We start from the raw sequence: 17,967 nt of genomic DNA, 5'->3' as shown, positions 1-17,967 counted from the left end.
GGCACCAGGAGCCCGGGAGTCGAGGCCGGGTTCAGGCGGCGACCACGTCCATCGCGGCGGCCTTGGGCGACATGTTCGCCCGGTCGGTGCCGGGGGCGGGCAGCGGAACCGGTTCGAGTACCGGCCTCAGCAGATCACCTTCGGAGAGGGTGGCCATCGCCGCAAGTTCGGCGAGCGACAGTTCGTCGCTGACCTCGCGCATGACCTCGGACATCCGGACGTCGAGCGCGTCGCAGATGGCGGAGAGCAGCTCCGAGGAGGCCTCCTTCTGTCCCCGCTCGACCTCGGAGAGGTAACCGAGCGAAACCCTGGCTGCCGCCGACACCTCGCGGAGTGTGCGGCCCTGGCGCTGGCGCTGCCGACGCAGTACATCGCCCAGTAGGCGACGAAGCAGGATCATCGGTGCCTCCCTCCTCGGACTGCGGATCGAGATGTCACGACCCCACCGTACCGCCTTGCCCGCATCGCGTGCGGGGACCCTGGTCGTGTTCACTCTGGGCTGCAAGGCTGTCCCCCTCCTCGTTCCGGTGTCGTTCCCGGGTCCGCGGGCCCCTCGTGGTACCCGCCGTGGGCCGCCCGGCCACCGTCACGCAACTCGTTCGCCACCTGGTTTCTGCCCAACCAGGCCGTTGGATGTAACACGATCCTCCAGCTGTGCCATGCCCGCGGACCGGATCGGCAGATCGCGGTTCGGTGGAGATCGCCGCGACCGGGACTCCACCACGCCTCCGCGGCGCCTCCACACGGGCTGCAGGACGCCCGGGTGCGGGCCCCGCGGGGTTCAGGTCGTGGGCGTAGCGGCCCGTAGCCGCCCGACGAACAGCTCCAGAGCGGCGGTCACCGCCCCGTGACGGATTCTGGCACGCCCGCCCGACAGCCGGGGCGAACTGACCAGAGTTCCCTCCGGACCGGCGACCGCCAGGTGTACGGTGCCCACCGGCTGCCCGTCCTGCGGGTCCGGCCCGGCCACCCCGGTCGTCGCGATCCCGTACGTGGCCCCCAGCAGCCGGCACACGCCCTCGGCCATCTGCCCCGCCACCACCGGGTGGACCGGCCCGTACACCGCCAGGAGCCCCTCGTCCACGCCGAGCACCGAGGCCTTCAGCTCGGTGGCGTACGCCGTGACCGAGCCCCGGAAGGTCGCGGACGCCCCGGGGACGTCGACCAGGGCGGCCGCGAGCAGCCCTCCGGTCAGCGACTCGGCGACGGCCAGCGTGCCGCCCCTGGAGCGCAGCGCCTCGTGCGCCCGTACCGCCAGCTCGTGGTCCGTCACCCGGTCTCCCCCGTCACTCACCGGCCCGCGCGCTCCGCGGCCAGTCCCTCGCGGCGCATGCGCAGCGCCTGTCCGACGTAGTCCAGCGCGGTGCCGATGGTCAGCAGTACCGCCAGGGCCATCAGCACGGCCCGGGCGGTGGCCAGCCAGCCGGTCAGCTCCAGCACGTACATGCCGACCGCGATGCCCTGGGTCAGCGTCTTGATCTTGCCGCCCCGGCTGGCCGGGATGACGCCGTAGCGGATCACCCAGAAACGCATCAGGGTGATGCCGAGTTCGCGGGCCAGGATCACCGCGGTGACCCACCAGGGCAGGTCGCCGAGCAGCGAGAGGCCGATCAGCGCCGAGCCCATGATCGCCTTGTCGGCGATCGGGTCGGCGATCTTCCCGAAGTCGGTGACCAGGCCCTTGCGCCGGGCCAGCTCGCCGTCGAACAGGTCGGTGATCATCGCGATGGCGAACGACGCCCAGGCGACCGAGCGCCACTTGGGGTCGTGCCCGCCGTCGGCGAACAGCAGCGACACGAAGACCGGCACCAGCAGCAGCCGGAGCATCGTGAGCATGTTGGCGATGTTCCAGACAGCCGGCGCCGGCGGCACCGCGGCCGGCGGTCTGCCCGGATGGGCCGCGGCCGGGGCGCCGGGCCCCTTGGTCATTCCCCGGCTCCCGGGGCCTGACGGACCCGGACCGGCTCCAGCGCCTCGGCGATCAGGTCGACGCCCTCGCTGGCGACCACCTTGGCCCGGTGGAACTGGCCGATCTGCGGGTCCTCGACGCCGGTGAGGGTGGTCAGGCCGTCGGTCTCGGGGGCCTGGTGGGCGGCCCGGCCCTCGACCACGCCGTCCTCGATGGACTCGATCAGGACCTCGACCTCGGTGCCGACGCGCTGCTCGGCCCGCTGGGCGGTCATCTCCTCGGCCAGCCGGCTGAGCCGGTTCAGCCGGTCGGCGATCACGTCCTCGGACAGCTTGCCGTCGTAGGTCGCGGCCTCGGTGCCGTCCTCGTCGGAGTAGCCGAAGACGCCGATCGCGTCCAGCCCGGCGTGCGTGACGAAGCGCTCCAGCTCGGCGAAGTCCGCCTCGGTCTCGCCGGGGAAGCCGACGATGAAGTTGGACCGGGCGCCGGCCTGCGGGGCCCGGTCGCGGATGGTCTTCAGCAGGTCCAGGAACTGGTCGGTGGAGCCGAAGCGGCGCATCCGGCGCAGCACGGCGGGCGCCGAGTGCTGGAAGGACAGGTCGAAGTAGGGCACCACGTCCGTGGTCCCGGTCATCGCGTCGATCAGCCCGGGGCGCATCTCGGCGGGCTGCAGGTAGGAGACCCGGACCCGCTCGACGCCCTCGAGCGCGGAGATCTCGCCGAGCAGCGTCTCCAGCAGCCGGATGTCGCCGAGGTCCTTGCCGTACGAGGTGTTGTTCTCGCTCACCAGGACGACCTCGCGCACGCCCTGCTCGGCCAGCCACTGGGCCTCGTGCAGCACGTCGGAGGGGCGGCGGGAGATGAAGGAGCCGCGGAACGCCGGGATGGCGCAGAAGGAGCACCGCCGGTCGCAACCGGAGGCGAGCTTGACCGAGGCGACCGGGTTGTCGTCGAGCCGCTTGCGCAGGGTGCGCGGGCCGGAGGCCGGGGCGAGGCCCTCGGGCAGGTCGGCGATCGGCTCGGCCGGGGTCTCGGCGGCGCCGTGGCCGGGCAGCGCGACGGCCTCGGCGGCGGACTGCCGCTCGGCCGGGCTGATCGGCAGCAGCTTGCGGCGGTCGCGCGGGAGGTGCGGGGCGTGGTGGCCGCCGGAGAGGATGGTCTGGAGGCGGTCGGAGATGTCGGAGTAGTCGTCGAAGCCGAGCACGCCGTCGGCCTCGGGCAGGGCGTCGGCGAGCTCCTTGCCGTACCGCTCGGCCATGCAGCCGACCGCGACGACGGCCTGGGTGCGGCCGTGCCCCTTGAGGTCGTTGGCCTCCAGCAGGGCGTCCACGGAGTCCTTCTTGGCGGCCTCGACGAAGCCGCAGGTGTTGACGACGGCGACGTCCGCTTCGGCGGCGTCGTCGACGAGCAACCAGCCGTCGGCTTCCAGTCGCCCGGCGAGTTCCTCGGAGTCCACCTCGTTGCGGGCACATCCGAGCGTGACAAGGGCGACAGTACGGCGTTCAGGCATAGGGCCAAGATTAACGCGCGGCCTCCGGTGCCGTTCGCCCCGGAGGCCGCGCGCCTCGGATTACCAGATCTTCGCCAGGCCGCAGGGCCGCTCTCCAGGGCCTCCGCAGGCCTGTGGTCAGCCCGCCTGCGGATCGCCGGGGGTGTACGTGACGTGCACCACCTGGCCGTCCTTGCCGAGGAGGCCGAGGTCCTTGCCGTTGACGTACGCGTGCACGGCCCCGCCGTTTCCGAGCACCAGCTTGATCTGCTTGGCGTCGGTGAAGGTCTGGTCCTGGCCGTCGCTGATGTTGTTCTGGAACAGCGACTTCCCGCTGCCGTCCACCGCGGACACCCAGCTGGTGCTGCCCTCGGCGACCAGCTTCACGGTGACCTTGTCAGCCGGGACGGCGGCGATCGCGGCCGCACTCGGCACGGGCGCCGGCGGCTGCACGGTGGGCGAGGGCACGGAGGCGACCGAGCCGGTGCCGGAGCCGCTGGGCAGCGGCGCGCTGGCGGAGCCGGTGCCGGTGTGGCCGTCCTTGCCGCTGACCAGGTTGAAGCCGATCAGGACGACCACCACGACGATCGCGGCGACCATGGCCGCCGCCCAGTTCGGCCGGCCGCGGCCGGGCACCTTGATCGGGCCGCTGTCGATCAGCTGGGTCGGCCGCTTGGAGGCGGGCGAGCCGCCGTGCGCGGCGTCGTACCGGGCGATCAGGGCCTCGCCGTCGACGCCGACCTCGCGGGCGATCGCGCGGATGTGCCCGCGGGCGTAGAAGTCGCCGCCGCAGCGGCCGAAGTCGTCCTCCTCGATGGCATGGACGATCGGCACCCGGACCCGGGTCGCCGTACTCACCTGGTCCACCGTGAGCCCGGCCTCGATCCGGGCGGTGGACAGCACCCGGCCGATGCTCGGGGCATCGGCCGCCTGCACCGCGTCGTCGGTCGACTCGACGGACGACGGGGCGTTCTCGCGGTCGGGGGACTTGCCGATGGTCACGGGGCACGCCTTTCGAGCGGATGGCCACCTGCTGGGGAACAGTCTAGGGGCGCGGGCGGATCGTTTCTCAAGCGGAACAGGCCCGAATGCGCGCGCCCGCCCCGACGGGGGCCCGGCACCCCGCTGAACGGCCGTCAGCGGGCCCGCACGGGGAACCCGGGGGGTTCGCTTTCCGGCCTGTGACGCGGCGTACGGACGTTCGGTTCCCCTGCACGCGCCTACCCTCCTCCGAACGAGTGAACACTCGCCGCGGGCGCGGGTCGTCAACCGCGCAGGCCGACCAGCACCCCGTCCAGCTCGTCCGGCTTCACCAGGACGTCGCGGGCCTTGGAACCCTCGCTCGGCCCGACGATCCCGCGCGACTCCATCAGGTCCATCAGCCGCCCCGCCTTGGCGAAGCCGACCCGGAGCTTGCGCTGGAGCATCGAGGTCGAGCCGAACTGGGTGGAGACCACCAGCTCGGCCGCCTGGATCAGCAGGTCCAGGTCGTCGCCGATCTCCTCGTCGATCTCCTTCTTGGCCCCGCCGCCGACCGTCACGTCGTCCCGGTAGACGGCGGTCAGCTGGTCCTTGCAGTGCTGCACCACCGCGGCGATCTCCGCCTCGGTGACGAACGCGCCCTGGAGGCGGATCGGCTTGCCGGCGCCCATCGGCAGGAACAGCGCGTCGCCCTTGCCGATCAGCTTCTCCGCACCGGGCTGGTCCAGGATGACCCGGGAGTCGGCCATCGCGGAGGTCGCGAAGGCCAGCCGGGACGGCACGTTGGCCTTGATCAGACCGGTGACCACGTCCACCGAGGGCCGCTGGGTGGCCAGCACCAGGTGGATGCCGGCCGCGCGGGCCAGCTGGGTGATCCGGACCACCGAGTCCTCGACGTCGCGCGGCGCCACCATCATCAGGTCGGCCAGCTCGTCGACGATCACCAGCAGGTACGGGTACGGGGTCAGCTCGCGCTCGCTGCCCGGCGGCGGGGTGACCGTGCCGGCCTTCACCGCCGCGTTGAAGTCGTCCACGTGCCGGAAGCCGAACGCCGCGAGGTCGTCGTAGCGCAGGTCCATCTCGCGGACCACCCACTGGAGGGCCTCGGCGGCCTTCTTCGGATTGGTGATGATCGGCGTGATCAGGTGCGGGATGCCCTCGTACGCGGTCAGTTCGACCCGCTTGGGGTCGACCAGCACCATCCGCACCTCGTCCGGGGTGGCCCGGGCCAGGATCGAGGTGATCAGGCAGTTGATGCAGGACGACTTGCCCGCGCCGGTCGCGCCGGCCACCAGGATGTGCGGCATCTTGGCGAGGTTGGCCATCACGGTCTGGCCCTCGACGTCCTTGCCCATGCCGACGACCATCGGGTGGGTGTCCTCGGCGGCCGTGCGCGAGCGCAGCAGGTCGCCGAGGTTGACCATCTCGCGGTCCCGGTTGGGGATCTCGATGCCGACCGCGGACTTGCCCGGGATCGGGCTGATGATCCGCACGTCGGCGCTGGCCACCGCGTACGCGATGTTCTTGGCGAGCGCGGTGATCCGCTCCACCTTGACGGCCGGGCCGAGCTCGACCTCGTAGCGGGTCACCGTCGGGCCCCGGGTGAAACCGGTGACCCTGGCGTCCACCTTGAACTCGGTGAAGGTGCTGCTGAGCTGGGCCACCACCTCGTCGTTGAGGGCGCTGCGGGCCTTGGCCGGGCCGCCGCGCTCCAGCAGGTCGAGCGGGGGCAGCGCGTAGGTGACGTCGCCGGCCAGCTGGAGCTGCTCCATCCGCACCGGCGCCGGGCCGTGCTCCTCGGGCGCGCCCGGGCCCGCGCTGCGGGCGGCCGGGACGGCGGCCTCCTCCGGCGGGACGGTGCGGTCCTGCACCTGGTGCATCATGTTCGCCACCGCCGAGGAGGCGGGCACGCCGTAGACGAGTGCCCCGTCCAGGTCGGCGGCGGCGCCGGCGGCGAGGTCGCGGGTGGCGTACGGGTCCAGCGGCTCCTTGTCCAGGGACACCCGGACGGCATCGGGCTGGTCCTCGTCGTCCGCCGGCTTGCGGCGGCGGCGCCGACGGCGGGCGGCCACCTCGTCGCCCGGGTCCTCGCTGCCCACGGTGAACGGCAGCGCGGAGGGGTCCGCGTCCTCGGGCGGCTCGGTGGACAGGTCGCGCTCCGGCGTACGCCCCTCGCGCAGCTCGTCCTCCGGCCCGGTCTCCACCACGCCGAGCCGCACGCCGGCCGACCGCAGCCGCTCGGGGATGCGGTTGACCGGGGTGGCGGTGACCACCAGCAGGCCGAAGAAGGACAGCAGCAGGAGCAGCGGCACGGCCAGCGCCGGCCCGGCGGCGGCCATCATCGGGGTGGACACGGCCCAGCCGATGATCCCGCCGGCCGCCCGTATCCGCGAGGCGCCGCTGCCCATCATGGGCGCGCCGCAGCCGATGTGCACCAGGCCGAGGACGCCGACCAGCAGCGCGCTCAGGCCGATCATGATCCGGCCGTTGGCCTCCGGCAGCTCCGGGTGGCGCCAGAGCCGGACCGCGATCCCGGCCAGCAGGAACGGCACCAGCACGTCGAGCCGCCCGAACAGCCCGGACACCACGGCGGTGGCCGCCTCGCCCAGCCAGCCCTGCGGGCTGAACCAGGTGCCGGCGGCGGTCACCAGCGCGAGTGCGAACAGCAGCAGGCCCAGCCCGTCCTTGCGGTGGGCGGGGTGGAGATTCTTGGCTCCGTCGCCGAAGCCCCGGAAGATCGCGGCGATGCTGTTCGCCACGCCGAGCCAGACGGCCCGGACGGCCCGGAAGAGTATCGGCTTGGGCGGCGGCGGGGACGGCGGGGCCGGTTTGGCCGCCGCCCTCTTCGCCGGGGCCGCCTTCTTGGCCGCCGCCTTCTTCGCGGGCGGCTTGCCCGGGGCCTTCGCCGCGGCCTTCTTGGACGGTCCCGGACTCGGGTTGCGTGCCGCGCTTCCGGGCGTACGAGTGGCCATGGGTCAGCAGCCTACCGGGGTGGGCCACCAGTGCACATGTGCCCGAGCCGGGGCTCGGGGACGTGTCGCAGACACACCGTCACGCTGACCCGGTTTCACCCGGCCGCGTCGGAAATTCACCCGCGGGAGTGAACCCCGGCGATCGGTTACGCGGTTCCCGGCCGGAGCGCGTCCAGGGCCCGGCGCAGCCCCGCCAGCTTGCGCTCCAGGTGCGCCGCGGTGGCCGCCACCCCGGCGTCCTCGACGCCGTCCAGCTGCTTGCCCAGCGCCTCCGCCTGCTCCTCGACCGCCGCCAGCCGCGCGGACAGCTCGCCCAGCAGCGCCCCGCCGAGGGGCGGCTCGCCGCCGCCCGCCTCCAGTTGCAGCCGCAGCAGCGCGGCCTGCTCCTTCAGCTGGCAGTTCTTCACGTACAGGTCGACGAAGACCGAGACCTTGGCGCGCAGCACCCACGGGTCGAACGGCTTGGAGATGTAGTCCACGGCGCCGGCCGCGTAGCCGCGGAAGGTGTGGTGCGGGCCGTGGTTGATCGCGGTCAGGAAGATGATCGGGATGTCCCGGGTGCGCTCGCGGCGCTTGATGTGGGCGGCCGTCTCGAAGCCGTCCATCCCGGGCATCTGGACGTCCAGCAGGATCACCGCGAAGTCGTCGGTGAGCAGCGCCTTGAGCGCCTCCTCGCCGGAGACGGCGCGCACCAGCGTCTGGTCCAGCGCGGAGAGGATCGCCTCCAGCGCCAGCAGGTTCTCCGGTCGGTCGTCGACCAGGAGGATCTTCGCCTTCTGCATCAGGGCTCGCCCTCCTGTCGCCTGCCTGCCGCCCGGTGATGGCACTCGCGTACTGCCCACCGCTACCCCGGTCATGCTAGCCGCACCCCCTCGCCCGGCACATCGCTCCGTCGTGACCCGATCCGGAGCGGCGCGCGCCCAGTGCTCCGGCGCACGCTCAGCAATGTGTCGCCGTCCGGTCACTGTTCGCAACGATCGGTGACCCTACCCGGTTCCCGGGCCCGACCGCCAGCAAACCGGCCCACCGGACGGCGCGAACTCCGGAGCCCGCCCCGGAGTTCGCGCCCTCCCCTGGCGCTACGTGCGGTCCGCCCGCAGCCACTCGCGCATCACCGCCAGCAGGTGGTCGGTCTCCACCGGCTTGGTGATGTGGTCGGTGGCGCCCGCCTCCAGCGACTTCTCGCGGTCGCCCTTCATCGCCTTGGCGGTCAGCGCGATGATCGGCAGGCCGGCGAACTGGGGCATCCGGCGGATCGCCTCGGTGGTCGCGTAGCCGTCCATCTCCGGCATCATGATGTCCATCAGGACCAGCGCCACGTTCTCGTGCTGCTCCAGCATCTCGATGCCCTCGCGCCCGTTCTCGGCGTACAGGACGGTCAGGCCGTGCTGTTCCAGCACGCTGGTGAGGGCGAACACGTTGCGGACGTCGTCATCCACGATCAGCACCTGCTGGCCGTCGAAACGCACGTCGCTGCGGCTGGGGCGGGGCGGCGCGGGCTCCACCGGGCGGGTCCCGGCGGCGGCTTCCAGGGAGGCGCTGCGCCGGCGCTCCACCGCGCCGCGGCGGCGCTCCTCGGCCAGCTCGCGGACCTCCTGGGCCCAGTGGTCGGCCGGGTTCTCGCCGACCGGCACGGGCACCCCGATCGGGGTCACGCCGACGGAGGCGCGCAGCGCCGGGACGCTCGACACGACCGGGCGCTCGACCTGGGTCGGGTCCGGGGCCTCGGTGCGCAGCGGCAGGTAGAGCGTGAACGTGGAGCCCTTGCCCAGCTCGCTCTCAGCGTGGATCTCGCCGCCCAGCAGCCGCGCGATCTCGCGGCTGATCGACAGGCCGAGCCCGGTGCCGCCGTACTTGCGGCTGGTGGTGCCGTCGGCCTGCTTGAACGCCTCGAAGATCTCCCGCAGCTTGTTGCCGGGGATGCCGATGCCGGTGTCGGAGACCGCGAAGGCGATCAGTTCGTCGTCCGGGTCCTTGATCGAGCCGGACTCCAGCAGCCGCTCGCGCACGTGCTGCGGGACCTCCGCACCTGCCGGGGAGATCGAGAAGTCGACCGCGCCGGCGTCGGTGAACTTGACGGCGTTGGAGATCAGGTTGCGCAGCACCTGCTGGAGCCGCTGCTCGTCGGTGTGCAGGGTGACCGGCAGGGCGGGCGAGACCCGGACGGCGAAGTCCAGGTTCTTGTCCAGCGCGACCGGCTGGAAGGTGGCCTCGACGTAGTCAACCAGCTGGACCAGGGCGATCCGGGCCGGGCGGACGTCCATCTTGCCGGCCTCGACCTTGGAGAGGTCGAGGATGTCGTTGATCAGCTGGAGCAGGTCGGATCCGGCGCCGTGGATGGTGTCGGCGAACTCGACCTGCTTGGGCGAGAGGTTGCCCTCATTGTTGTCGGAGAGCAGCTTGGCCAGGATCAGCAGCGAGTTGAGCGGGGTGCGCAGCTCGTGCGACATGTTGGCGAGGAACTCGCTCTTGTACCGGGAGGCCAGGGCGAGCTGCTCGGCGCGCTCCTCCAGGACCTGCCGGGCCTCCTCGATCTCGCTGTTCTTGATCTCGATGTCGCGGTTCTGCTGGGCGAGTTGCTCGGCCTTCTCCTGCAACTCCTCGTTGGTGCGCTCCAGTTCCTCCTGGCGCGCCTCCAACTCGGCGGATCGCATCGAGAGTTCGGCGGTGAGCCGCTGGGACTCCAGCAGCAGGCCCTCGGTCTTGGTGTTGACGCTGATGGTGTTGACGGTGACGCCGATCAGGTCGGCGATCTGGTTGAGGAAGTCCAGCGCGACGGTGGTGAAGGAGCTGAAGGTGGCCAGCTCGATCACGCCCAGCAGCCGGCCCTCGAACAGCACCGGCAGCACCACGATGTGGGCCGGCGAGGCCTCGCCGAGGCCGGAGGCGATCTTGAGGTATCCGGGCGGCGCCTCCTTGAGGATGATCGCCCGCTTCTCCACCGCGGCCTGCCCGATCAGCGACTCGCCGGGCCGGAAGGTGGTCGGCATCGCGCGCCGCTGGTAGCCGTAACTGCCGATCAGCCGCAGGACGGTGTCGTTCTCGTCGTCGTCCTCGGTGATCAGCTCGGCGGTGCGGCCGGCCGGCTGGGCGAGGAAGAAGGCGCCGTGCTGGGCGGAGACCACCGGGGTCAGCTCGGTCATGATCAGCGAGGCGACGGCCTCCAGGTCCCGGCGGCCCTGGAGCAGGCCGGAGATCCGCGCCAGGTTGGTCTTGAGCCAGTCCTGCTCCTGGTTGGTGCGGGTGGTCTCGCGCAGGTTGGCGATCATCTGGTTGATGTTGTCCTTGAGCTCGTCGAGCTCCCCCGCGGCGTCCACGTCGATCCGCAGGCTCAGGTCGCCCCTGGTCACGGCGGTGGCGACCTGGGCGATCGCGCGCACCTGCCGGGTCAGGTTGTTGGCCAGTTCGTTCACCGATTCGGTGAGGTCCTGCCAGGTGCCGTCCACGCCGGGTACCCGGGCCTGACCGCCGAGCCGCCCGTCGGTGCCCACCTCGCGGGCGACCCGGGTGACCTCGTCGGCGAACGCCGACAGCTGGTCGACCATGGTGTTGATGCTGGTCTTGAGCTGGAGGATCTCGCCGCGCGCGTCGACGTCGATCTTCTGCGAGAGGTCGCCGCGGGCCACCGCCGTGATCACCAGCGCGATGTTGCGGACCTGGCCGGTGAGGTTGTTGGCCATCAGGTTGACGTTGTCGGTCAGGTCCTTCCAGATGCCGGCCACGCCCGGCACGCTCGCCTGACCGCCCAGGGTGCCGTCGGTGCCGACCTCGCGGGCCACCCTGGTCACCTCCACCGCGAAGGAGGAGAGCTGGTCGACCATGGTGTTCAAGGTCCCGGCGAGGGCGGCGACCTCGCCCTGCGCCTCGATGGTGATCTTCTTGGACAGGTCGCCGCGGGCCACCGCGGTGGCGACCTCGGCGATGTTGCGGACCTGCCCGGTCAGGTTGGAGGCCATGAAGTTGACGTTGTCGGTCAGGTCCTTCCAGATCCCCGACACCCCGCGCACCCGCGCCTGGCCGCCCAGGATCCCCTCGGTGCCCACCTCGCGGGCGACCCGGGTCACCTCGTCGGCGAACGCCGACAGCTGGTCGACCATGGTGTTGACGGTCGTCACCAGCTCCAGGATCTCGCCCCGGGCGTCGACGGTGATCTTCTTCGACACGTCGCCGCGCGCCACCGCCGTGGTCACCTCGGCGATGTTGCGGACCTGGCTGGTCAGGTTGTTGGCCATCAGGTTGACGCTGTTGGTCAGGTCCTTCCACGTCCCGGACACCCCGGGCACGCTCGCCTGACCGCCGAGGATGCCCTCGGTGCCGACGTCCCGGGCCACCCTGGTGACCTCGTCGGCGAAGGCGCCCAGCTGGTCCACCATCGTGTTGATGGTGTTCTTCAGCTCCAGGATCTCCCCGCGCGCGTCCACCTGGATCTTCTGCGACAGGTCGCCCTTGGCGACCGCGGTCGTCACCTGCGCGATGTTGCGCACCTGATCGGTGAGGTTGTTCGCCATGAAGTTGACGTTGTCGGTCAGGTCGCGCCACACCCCGGCCGCCCCGGGCACCTGCGCCTGGCCACCGAGCCGCCCCTCGGTGCCCACCTGGCGGGCCACCCTGGTCACCTGTTCGGCGAAGCCGGAGAGCTGGTCGACCATCGTGTTGATGGTGTTCTTCAGCTCCAGCATCTCGCCGCGCGCGTCCACCTCGATCTTCTGCGAGAGGTCCCCGCGCGCCACCGCCGTGGTCACCTGGGCGATGTTGCGCACCTGGCCGGTCAGGTTGTCGGCCATGAAGTTCACCGAGTCGGTCAGGTCCCGCCAGACCCCGGCCACGCCCGGCACCTGCGCCTGGCCGCCGAGCCGGCCCTCGGTGCCCACGTCCCTGGCCACCCCGGTGACCTGGGCGGCGAACCCGTTCAGCTGGTCCACCATCGTGTTGACGGTGTTCTTCAGCTCCAGCATCTCGCCGGCCACCTCGACGGTGACCTTGCGGGACAGGTCGCCCTTGGCCACCGCGGTGGTCACCTGGGCGATGTTGCGCACCTGCGCGGTCAGCCGGCCGGCCATGGTGTTGACCGAATCCGCCAGGTCCTTCCAACTGCCGGACACACTGCGGACCTTGGCCTGGCCGCCCAGCTTGCCCTCGGTACCCACCTCGCGGGCCACCCGGGTCACCTCGTCGGTGAACTCCGAGAGCTGGTCCACCAGCCCGTTGACGGTCCGGCCGATCTTGAGGTACTCGCCGCGCAGCGGGTGGCTCACCCCGTTGCTGTGCAGCGAGCGCAGCTCCATCTTCTGGTCCAGGTCGCCCTCGGCGATCGACGAGAGCACCCGGCCCACCTCGGCCATCGGACGGGCCAGATCGTCGATCAGCGCGTTGCAGTTGTCGACGGCCGCCATCCAGGCGCCCTCGCCCGCGCCGGTCTCCAGCCGCTCGTTCAGCCGGCCCTCGCGGCCCACCGCCCGCCGCACCCGGGCCAGTTCTCCGGTCAGGTGCTGATTGCGCTCGGCGACCTCGTTGAACACCGCGGCGATCTCCGCCAGCGGCCCGTCCCCCGGAACCGTCAGCCGGCGGCGGAAGTTGCCGTCCCGCATCGCGGTCAGCGCGGCCAACAGCTTCCGCAGTTCGGCCGGCTCCGCCCCCCGGTTGTGGCTCACTCGCCGGCCGGCCGCGTTCCGCGGCGCGGTCCCGGACCGCCCACCGCGCGGAACGGGCGGCGTCGTACCGGTTGCGTCCTTGGTGGCCGAACTCAACGGGCCCCTCCCACATCGTGAACTTTCCGGTGACCGTCCGTGCCGGTACGGCACGCACCGGGGCACCGGCCCGGTCGGGCTGCGTACCGGCGCCCCACGCGGCACACCGGCACCCGCATCGACCGTACTGCTCCGACCGGCCGTCGCGGACCCCCCAGTCTGGCAGCACCGGCGCCGGGTATACGGCCGGTTGCGCCCGGTTGGTAGCCGACCGTCCGAAACAGGTGGGCAGAATCACTCTCAGGTGCCTGTTTCAACGCCCCGCCCCCACGGGGAACCAAGCGGAAAGTAGGGTGGAGCGCTGCACCGGGCCATGACCCGACCCAGCGCCGCCACCCCGGCGGCACGCACCGGGAGTCGGCGCCACGCCCCGGACAGTCAAGGCCAGAGCAGCAGAGGAGAAGTGGCAACGTGGTCACCGCGCGCGCAGCCGCCACCTTCGCCCCCGACGGCCGGTCCGCAGCCGCCGCCCGGGGCTTCGTACGGGACGCGCTGCTCGGCTGGGGTCTGCCCGAGGTCGTCGACGACGCCGTCGTCCTGGTCAGCGAACTGGTCACCAACGCCGTCGTCCACGCCGGCACCGCCGCCGAGGTGTGCTGCCTGCGCGAGGAGGGCACCGTCCGGATCGAAGTCACCGACCACCACCCCGAACGCGGCCTGCCCTCCCTCGGCGACGGCCCCGTCACCTCCTCCGACCGCTACGCCGACCCCGACGGCGAGGGCGGCCGCGGCCTGCTGATGTGCTCCGCCCTCGCCGAGCGCTGGGGCGTCGAGTACGCGGCCGGGCGCAAGACCGTCTGGTTCCGGCTCGCCCTGCCCGCCCCCGTGGCCGGCACCCGCTACGCCGTCCCCGCGACCCCCGGCAGCGACCTGCCCAGCGGCCCCGGCCCGGTGCACGTCGCCGTCGTCCAGCTCGACGAGGACGGCCGCGTCCTCGCCTGGAACCCGGACGCCGAGGCGCTCTTCCAGTACCCCGCCACCACCGTCCTCGGCCGCCCCTGGGCCGACCTCGCCGTCTGGCCGCAGTCCGCCGGCCGCGGCCTCGGCCTCGCCGACACCCTGCGACTGGCCCGCTGGGAGGGCGGCTACGCCGTCCGCCGCGCGGACGGCCACGAGGTCGAGGTGTACGGCGTCCAGGTCCGCGTGCGCGACACCGAGGGCGTCCCCTCCACCCTCTGCCTGCTCGTCCTCGAACCCGACCGCGCGGTGCTCCGCTCCCCCGCCCGAGCCCTGCCCGGCGAGCGCTCCGACCCGACCGGCCCCCGACTCGACCTGCTGGCCGGCCCGGTCGCCACCGACGACCTCGACACCCTGCTCCAGCGCACCGTCGAACGCGCCCGCGACCTGCTCGACGCCGACGCCGCGTACCTGCTGCTGACCACCGACGACGAGACCGAGTTCGAGGTCCGCGCCGCCACCGGCTTCACCTCCGGACACCGCCGGCACACCCGCTTCCCGGTCGACACCGGCAGCCGCTACGACTCCGCCCGGCTGCCCTCCGTCCACGAGGACCTCACCGCCCGCCCGACCGGCCTGCCCCTGCTCACCGGCAGCGGCATGCGTTCCCTGGTCACCGTCCCGCTCAAGGTCGAGGGCCGGCTGATCGGCTCGCTCGGCATCGCCACCGCCGCGCCCGGCCGCTACGACAACGAGGACGCCCTGCGGCTGCAGTTCGCCGCCGACCGGGTCGCCCTCGCCGTCGAGAGCACCCGGCTGACCGAGCTCGAACGACTCCGCCGGGGCTCGCTGTCCTTCCTCGTCGAGGCCTCCGACCTGCTCGCCGGCACCCTCGAACACGAGCAGACCCTCGCCCTGATGGCCCAGATGGCCGTCCCCACCCTCGCCTCCTGGTGCGCCGTCTACACCAAGGGCGACCACCGCGCCGCGGCCGGCCTCGCCTTCGTCCTGCACGAGGACGAGGACCGGATCGACCCGCTGCGCGACCTGCTCGACAAGACCCCGGCCCCCGACGCCGGCCCGACCCACGGCGTCCGCTTCTGGTCGGCGCCCGCCGAGACCGCCGCCGCCGGCGGCCTCACCGACAGCCCCGAACTCGCCGGACTGCTCGGCGAGACCGTCGTCCTGCCGCTGACCGCCCGCAACCGGGTCATCGGGCTGCTCGCGCTCGGCGTCCCGGCCGGCGTCCGGTTCCGCCAGGAGATCCTCGAACTCGCCGAGGACCTCTCCCGCCGGGCCGCCCTCGCACTCGACAACTCCCGCCTCTACTCCGAGCGCACCGCCACCAGCCAGGCCCTGCAACGCAGCCTGCTCCCGCCGGACCTGCCCGAGATCCCGGGCGTCGAGGTCGACGTCTACTACCAGGCCGCCGGCGAGGGCAACGAGGTCGGCGGCGACTTCTACGACCTGTTCACCATCCGCGAGGGCACCTACGGCTTCGCGATCGGCGACGTCTGCGGCACCGGCCCCGAGGCCGCCTCGGTCACCGGCCTCGCCCGGCACTCTCTGCGCCTGCTCGCCCGCGAGGGCCTGGACGCACCGCAGGTGCTCCGCCGCCTCAACGCGGCCATCCTGGACGAGGGTTCGCGCAGCCGCTTCCTCACCCTGCTCTACGGCGAGCTGACGCCCCGCCCGGACGGCAGCACCGAACTGTCCCTGGTCTGCGCCGGCCACCCGCTGCCGCTCCGGCTGCGCACCGACGGCCAGGTCGACCGGGCCGCCACCCCGCAGCCGCTGCTCGGCGTCATGGAGGACCTCGACCTCACCGCCGAGCGCCTGGTGCTCTCCCCCGGCGAGGTCCTGCTGTGCGTCACCGACGGCGTCACCGAACGCCGCGAGGGCAGCCGGATGCTGGGCGACGACGGCCTCGCCGAGGTGCTCACGGGCTGTACCGGCCTGACCGCCGGGGCGGTCGCGATGCGGGTGCAGCGCGCCGTCGAGCGCTTTGCCCCGGAACCGCCGTCCGACGACATGGCCATCCTGACCCTGCGGGTGCCGACCCAGCGCACCTCGTGAGCCGACGCCGCCTCTCGGTCAGCCCCCGGCGTCCCGGTCGGCCCTGAGCGTTCCACAACTGACATCGTCACAAATTGTTATATTCACAAGGGTACAAGCGAGTACGGCCGGGTACACCGATCTCACCGGGGAATCCCCCGGCGGGGACACGACCGGCGGCTCTTCCGCCGGCCCATCACTTCTGACCGCAGCCCGCGCACGCTCCAGCCGTGCGCCCTCGGCGCGGTCGCGCGCATCCACCTCATCGGACCACACCACTGCGTTGACTGCGCCCTGCGCGCGCCCAAAGTGAAAGGAGCCTCCGGTGAGCAACGAAGCTACCGGGGCAACGAACGCCCGCTCCACCGGAGCCGACGCGGGTAACCTCGGCTACCTCGCACTCGGCCTCACACTGCTCGCCTACGGCCTGCTCTCCACCGGCGTCCTGAGCGGCACCGGGGTCGGGGACGCGGCACACCTCGCCCACCTGGTCGGCGGAGTCACCCTCTTCATCGCGGGCCTGTGGCAGCTCCGCGGCGGCGAGGGCTTCACCGGAACGGCCTTCACCAGCCTCGGCGCCTTCTGGGCGACCTGGTCGGCGGCCGGCGGGGCGGGCAAGAACGCCGCCGGCCTGTTCCTCCTGCTCTGGGCCCTGCTCGCCCTCACCCTGACCGCCGCCAGCTGGGGCGCGGGCCTGTTCAGCCGCGCCGTCTACGGCCTGCTGACGCTGTCCCTGCTGCTGAACGCCATCGCCGCCTTCGGCGGCTACAGCGGCCTCGCCAAGTTCGCCGGCTGGATCGCGGCCGTCTCCGGGCTCACCGCCTGGTACTGGGCCACCTCCGCGCTCAGCAACGGCTCCTGGGGCAGGATCGCCCTGCCCGTCAAGTGACCCGCTGCGGCTGATCCGCCGTGGCGCGCCGGGGTCGGACCTCCGTGTCGACGGAGGCCCGACCCCGGCGACGTGCCACCAGGGCCTGGGCGGCGTACGCGAACAGCAGGATCACGACGGCGACGATGCCGTCCGCCCAGAAGTGGTTCGCGGTCACCACGACCACCGCGACGGTCAGCACCGGGTGCAGCACCATCGCCCACCGCAGCGGGCTCCGCGAGACCCGCACCACCGCGACCGCCGCCAGCACGCACCACGCGACGTGCACCGAGGGCATCGCCGACAGCTGGTCGGCCACCACCACACCGCCCACCGCGCCCCCGTACACCGACTGCCCGTACTCGGCGGCCACGTCGACGAACCCGTGCTGCGGCAGCATCCGGGGCGGCGCCACCGGGATGAACTGCACCAGCAGACACACCGCCGTGGTGATCACCACCGTGTTCCGCACCCACGCGTACCGCTCCCGGTGCCGCACGAACACCCAGAGCAGCACCGCCAGCATCACCGCGAAGTGCATCGCCGCGTAGTAGTAGTTCGCGAGCCTCACCAGCACCGGGTACGGCGTGACGGCCGCCTGCCAGGACGCCTCGTCCGGTAGACCGATCGCCGACTCGGTGCGGTGGATCCAATCCGCCCGGTCCAGCGCGTGGTCCCCGCTCATCACCGAGAGGTGACCCACCAGCTGCCAGAGCGCGAACAGTGCCAGCAGCGTGCCGGCCTCCCGCAACAGCGCCGACAAGGACGGCTTCCGGACCCTGGCGGCGGCGTACGCCCCGCCGTAGAGAGCGACCGCGGCGCCCCCGGCGGACTGCCAGGTAAGGGTCAGGTTCTGCAACGGATCGCGCCTCTCCGACAAACTCTGGTTCGTGTGTTGGCAGAGGTTAACGCAAAAAGACCCCCTCCCGGACGGGAGGGGGTCTTTTCGGAATAATTGTTCGGCGGCGTCCTACTCTCCCACAGGGTCCCCCCTGCAGTACCATCGGCGCTGTAAGGCTTAGCTTCCGGGTTCGGAATGTAACCGGGCG

The 17,967-nt window shown here is 72.2% G+C and carries 11 protein-coding genes and 1 rRNA gene; 2 read left to right on the top strand and 10 right to left on the bottom strand.

Annotated features, from left to right (window positions below; all coding sequences use genetic code 11):
- Positions 1 to 31: 31 nt before the first annotated feature.
- The 8 genes from AC07AL_RS18960 to AC07AL_RS18925 all read right to left on the bottom strand — a co-directional run bounded on the left by AC07AL_RS18960 (position 32) and on the right by AC07AL_RS18925 (position 12,939).
- Positions 32 to 400 (bottom strand): helix-turn-helix domain-containing protein, encoded by a 369-nt coding sequence (locus AC07AL_RS18960; RefSeq protein ID WP_049660741.1) that lies wholly within the window; start codon positions 398 to 400, stop codon positions 32 to 34.
- A 381-nt stretch (positions 401 to 781) separates the two neighbouring features.
- On the bottom strand, positions 782 to 1,258 hold the full coding sequence (locus AC07AL_RS18955) for a CinA family protein (protein WP_400808726.1): 477 nt from the start codon (positions 1,256 to 1,258) through the stop codon (positions 782 to 784).
- A gap of 32 nt (positions 1,259 to 1,290) precedes the next feature.
- Entirely contained in the window at positions 1,291 to 1,929 is a 639-nt protein-coding gene (pgsA, locus tag AC07AL_RS18950) for a CDP-diacylglycerol--glycerol-3-phosphate 3-phosphatidyltransferase (RefSeq protein ID WP_363374405.1), read from the bottom strand.
- A complete protein-coding gene (gene rimO / locus AC07AL_RS18945) occupies positions 1,926 to 3,419 on the bottom strand; it encodes a 30S ribosomal protein S12 methylthiotransferase RimO (RefSeq protein WP_363584609.1) in 1,494 nt (497 codons plus the stop codon). The genes pgsA and rimO overlap by 4 nt, the downstream gene beginning before the upstream one ends.
- Before the next feature lie 117 nt (positions 3,420 to 3,536).
- Positions 3,537 to 4,400 (bottom strand): helix-turn-helix domain-containing protein, encoded by an 864-nt coding sequence (locus AC07AL_RS18940; RefSeq protein ID WP_363584611.1) that lies wholly within the window; start codon positions 4,398 to 4,400, stop codon positions 3,537 to 3,539.
- Positions 4,401 to 4,663: 263 nt separating this feature from the next.
- The gene (locus AC07AL_RS18935) at positions 4,664 to 7,351 is read right to left on the bottom strand and encodes a DNA translocase FtsK (protein ID WP_478317816.1); all 2,688 of its coding nucleotides are present in this window, start codon (positions 7,349 to 7,351) and stop codon (positions 4,664 to 4,666) included.
- Between the two features lie 146 nt (positions 7,352 to 7,497).
- Complete coding sequence (locus AC07AL_RS18930) at positions 7,498 to 8,136, bottom strand: response regulator (protein ID WP_063351395.1); 639 nt, start codon at positions 8,134 to 8,136, stop codon at positions 7,498 to 7,500.
- 294 nt (positions 8,137 to 8,430) lie between these two features.
- Complete coding sequence (locus AC07AL_RS18925; protein ID WP_478317829.1) at positions 8,431 to 12,939, bottom strand: HAMP domain-containing protein; 4,509 nt, start codon at positions 12,937 to 12,939, stop codon at positions 8,431 to 8,433.
- Between the two features lie 570 nt (positions 12,940 to 13,509).
- Between AC07AL_RS18925 and AC07AL_RS18920 the strand changes: the two genes are divergently transcribed.
- Together AC07AL_RS18920 and AC07AL_RS18915 are read left to right on the top strand one after the other, a co-directional pair.
- Positions 13,510 to 16,071, top strand: coding sequence for a SpoIIE family protein phosphatase (locus AC07AL_RS18920; RefSeq protein WP_363584617.1), 2,562 nt, complete (start codon positions 13,510 to 13,512; stop codon positions 16,069 to 16,071).
- A gap of 304 nt (positions 16,072 to 16,375) precedes the next feature.
- Positions 16,376 to 16,939: a GPR1/FUN34/YaaH family transporter gene (locus AC07AL_RS18915; protein ID WP_363584619.1), complete on the top strand. Its 564-nt coding sequence runs from the start codon at positions 16,376 to 16,378 to the stop codon at positions 16,937 to 16,939.
- Here AC07AL_RS18915 and AC07AL_RS18910 read toward each other — a convergent pair.
- Complete coding sequence (locus tag AC07AL_RS18910) at positions 16,932 to 17,777, bottom strand: phosphatase PAP2 family protein (RefSeq protein ID WP_478317815.1); 846 nt, start codon at positions 17,775 to 17,777, stop codon at positions 16,932 to 16,934. The genes AC07AL_RS18915 and AC07AL_RS18910 overlap by 8 nt on opposite strands.
- A gap of 98 nt (positions 17,778 to 17,875) precedes the next feature.
- A 5S ribosomal RNA gene (gene rrf, locus AC07AL_RS18905) occupies positions 17,876 to 17,967 on the bottom strand; the annotation flags it as partial.

This window comes from Kitasatospora sp. NPDC043949 (genome assembly GCF_056435365.1).
Note: the sequence above shows the minus strand (reverse complement) of the source record. Positions and strands in the feature narration are given on the sequence as shown.

Bases quoted from the DNA above. Each gene is read 5' to 3' on its own strand.
- AC07AL_RS18925 (WP_478317829.1), bottom strand. From the start codon at position 12,939: ATGCGGGACGGCAACTTCCGCCGCCGGCTGACGGTTCCGGGGGACGGG.
- AC07AL_RS18935 (WP_478317816.1), bottom strand. From the start codon at position 7,351: ATGGCCACTCGTACGCCCGGAAGCGCGGCACGCAACCCGAGTCCGGGA.
- pgsA (WP_363374405.1), bottom strand. From the start codon at position 1,929: ATGACCAAGGGGCCCGGCGCCCCGGCCGCGGCCCATCCGGGCAGACCG.
- rimO (WP_363584609.1), bottom strand. From the start codon at position 3,419: ATGCCTGAACGCCGTACTGTCGCCCTTGTCACGCTCGGATGTGCCCGC.
- AC07AL_RS18960 (WP_049660741.1), bottom strand. From the start codon at position 400: ATGATCCTGCTTCGTCGCCTACTGGGCGATGTACTGCGTCGGCAGCGC.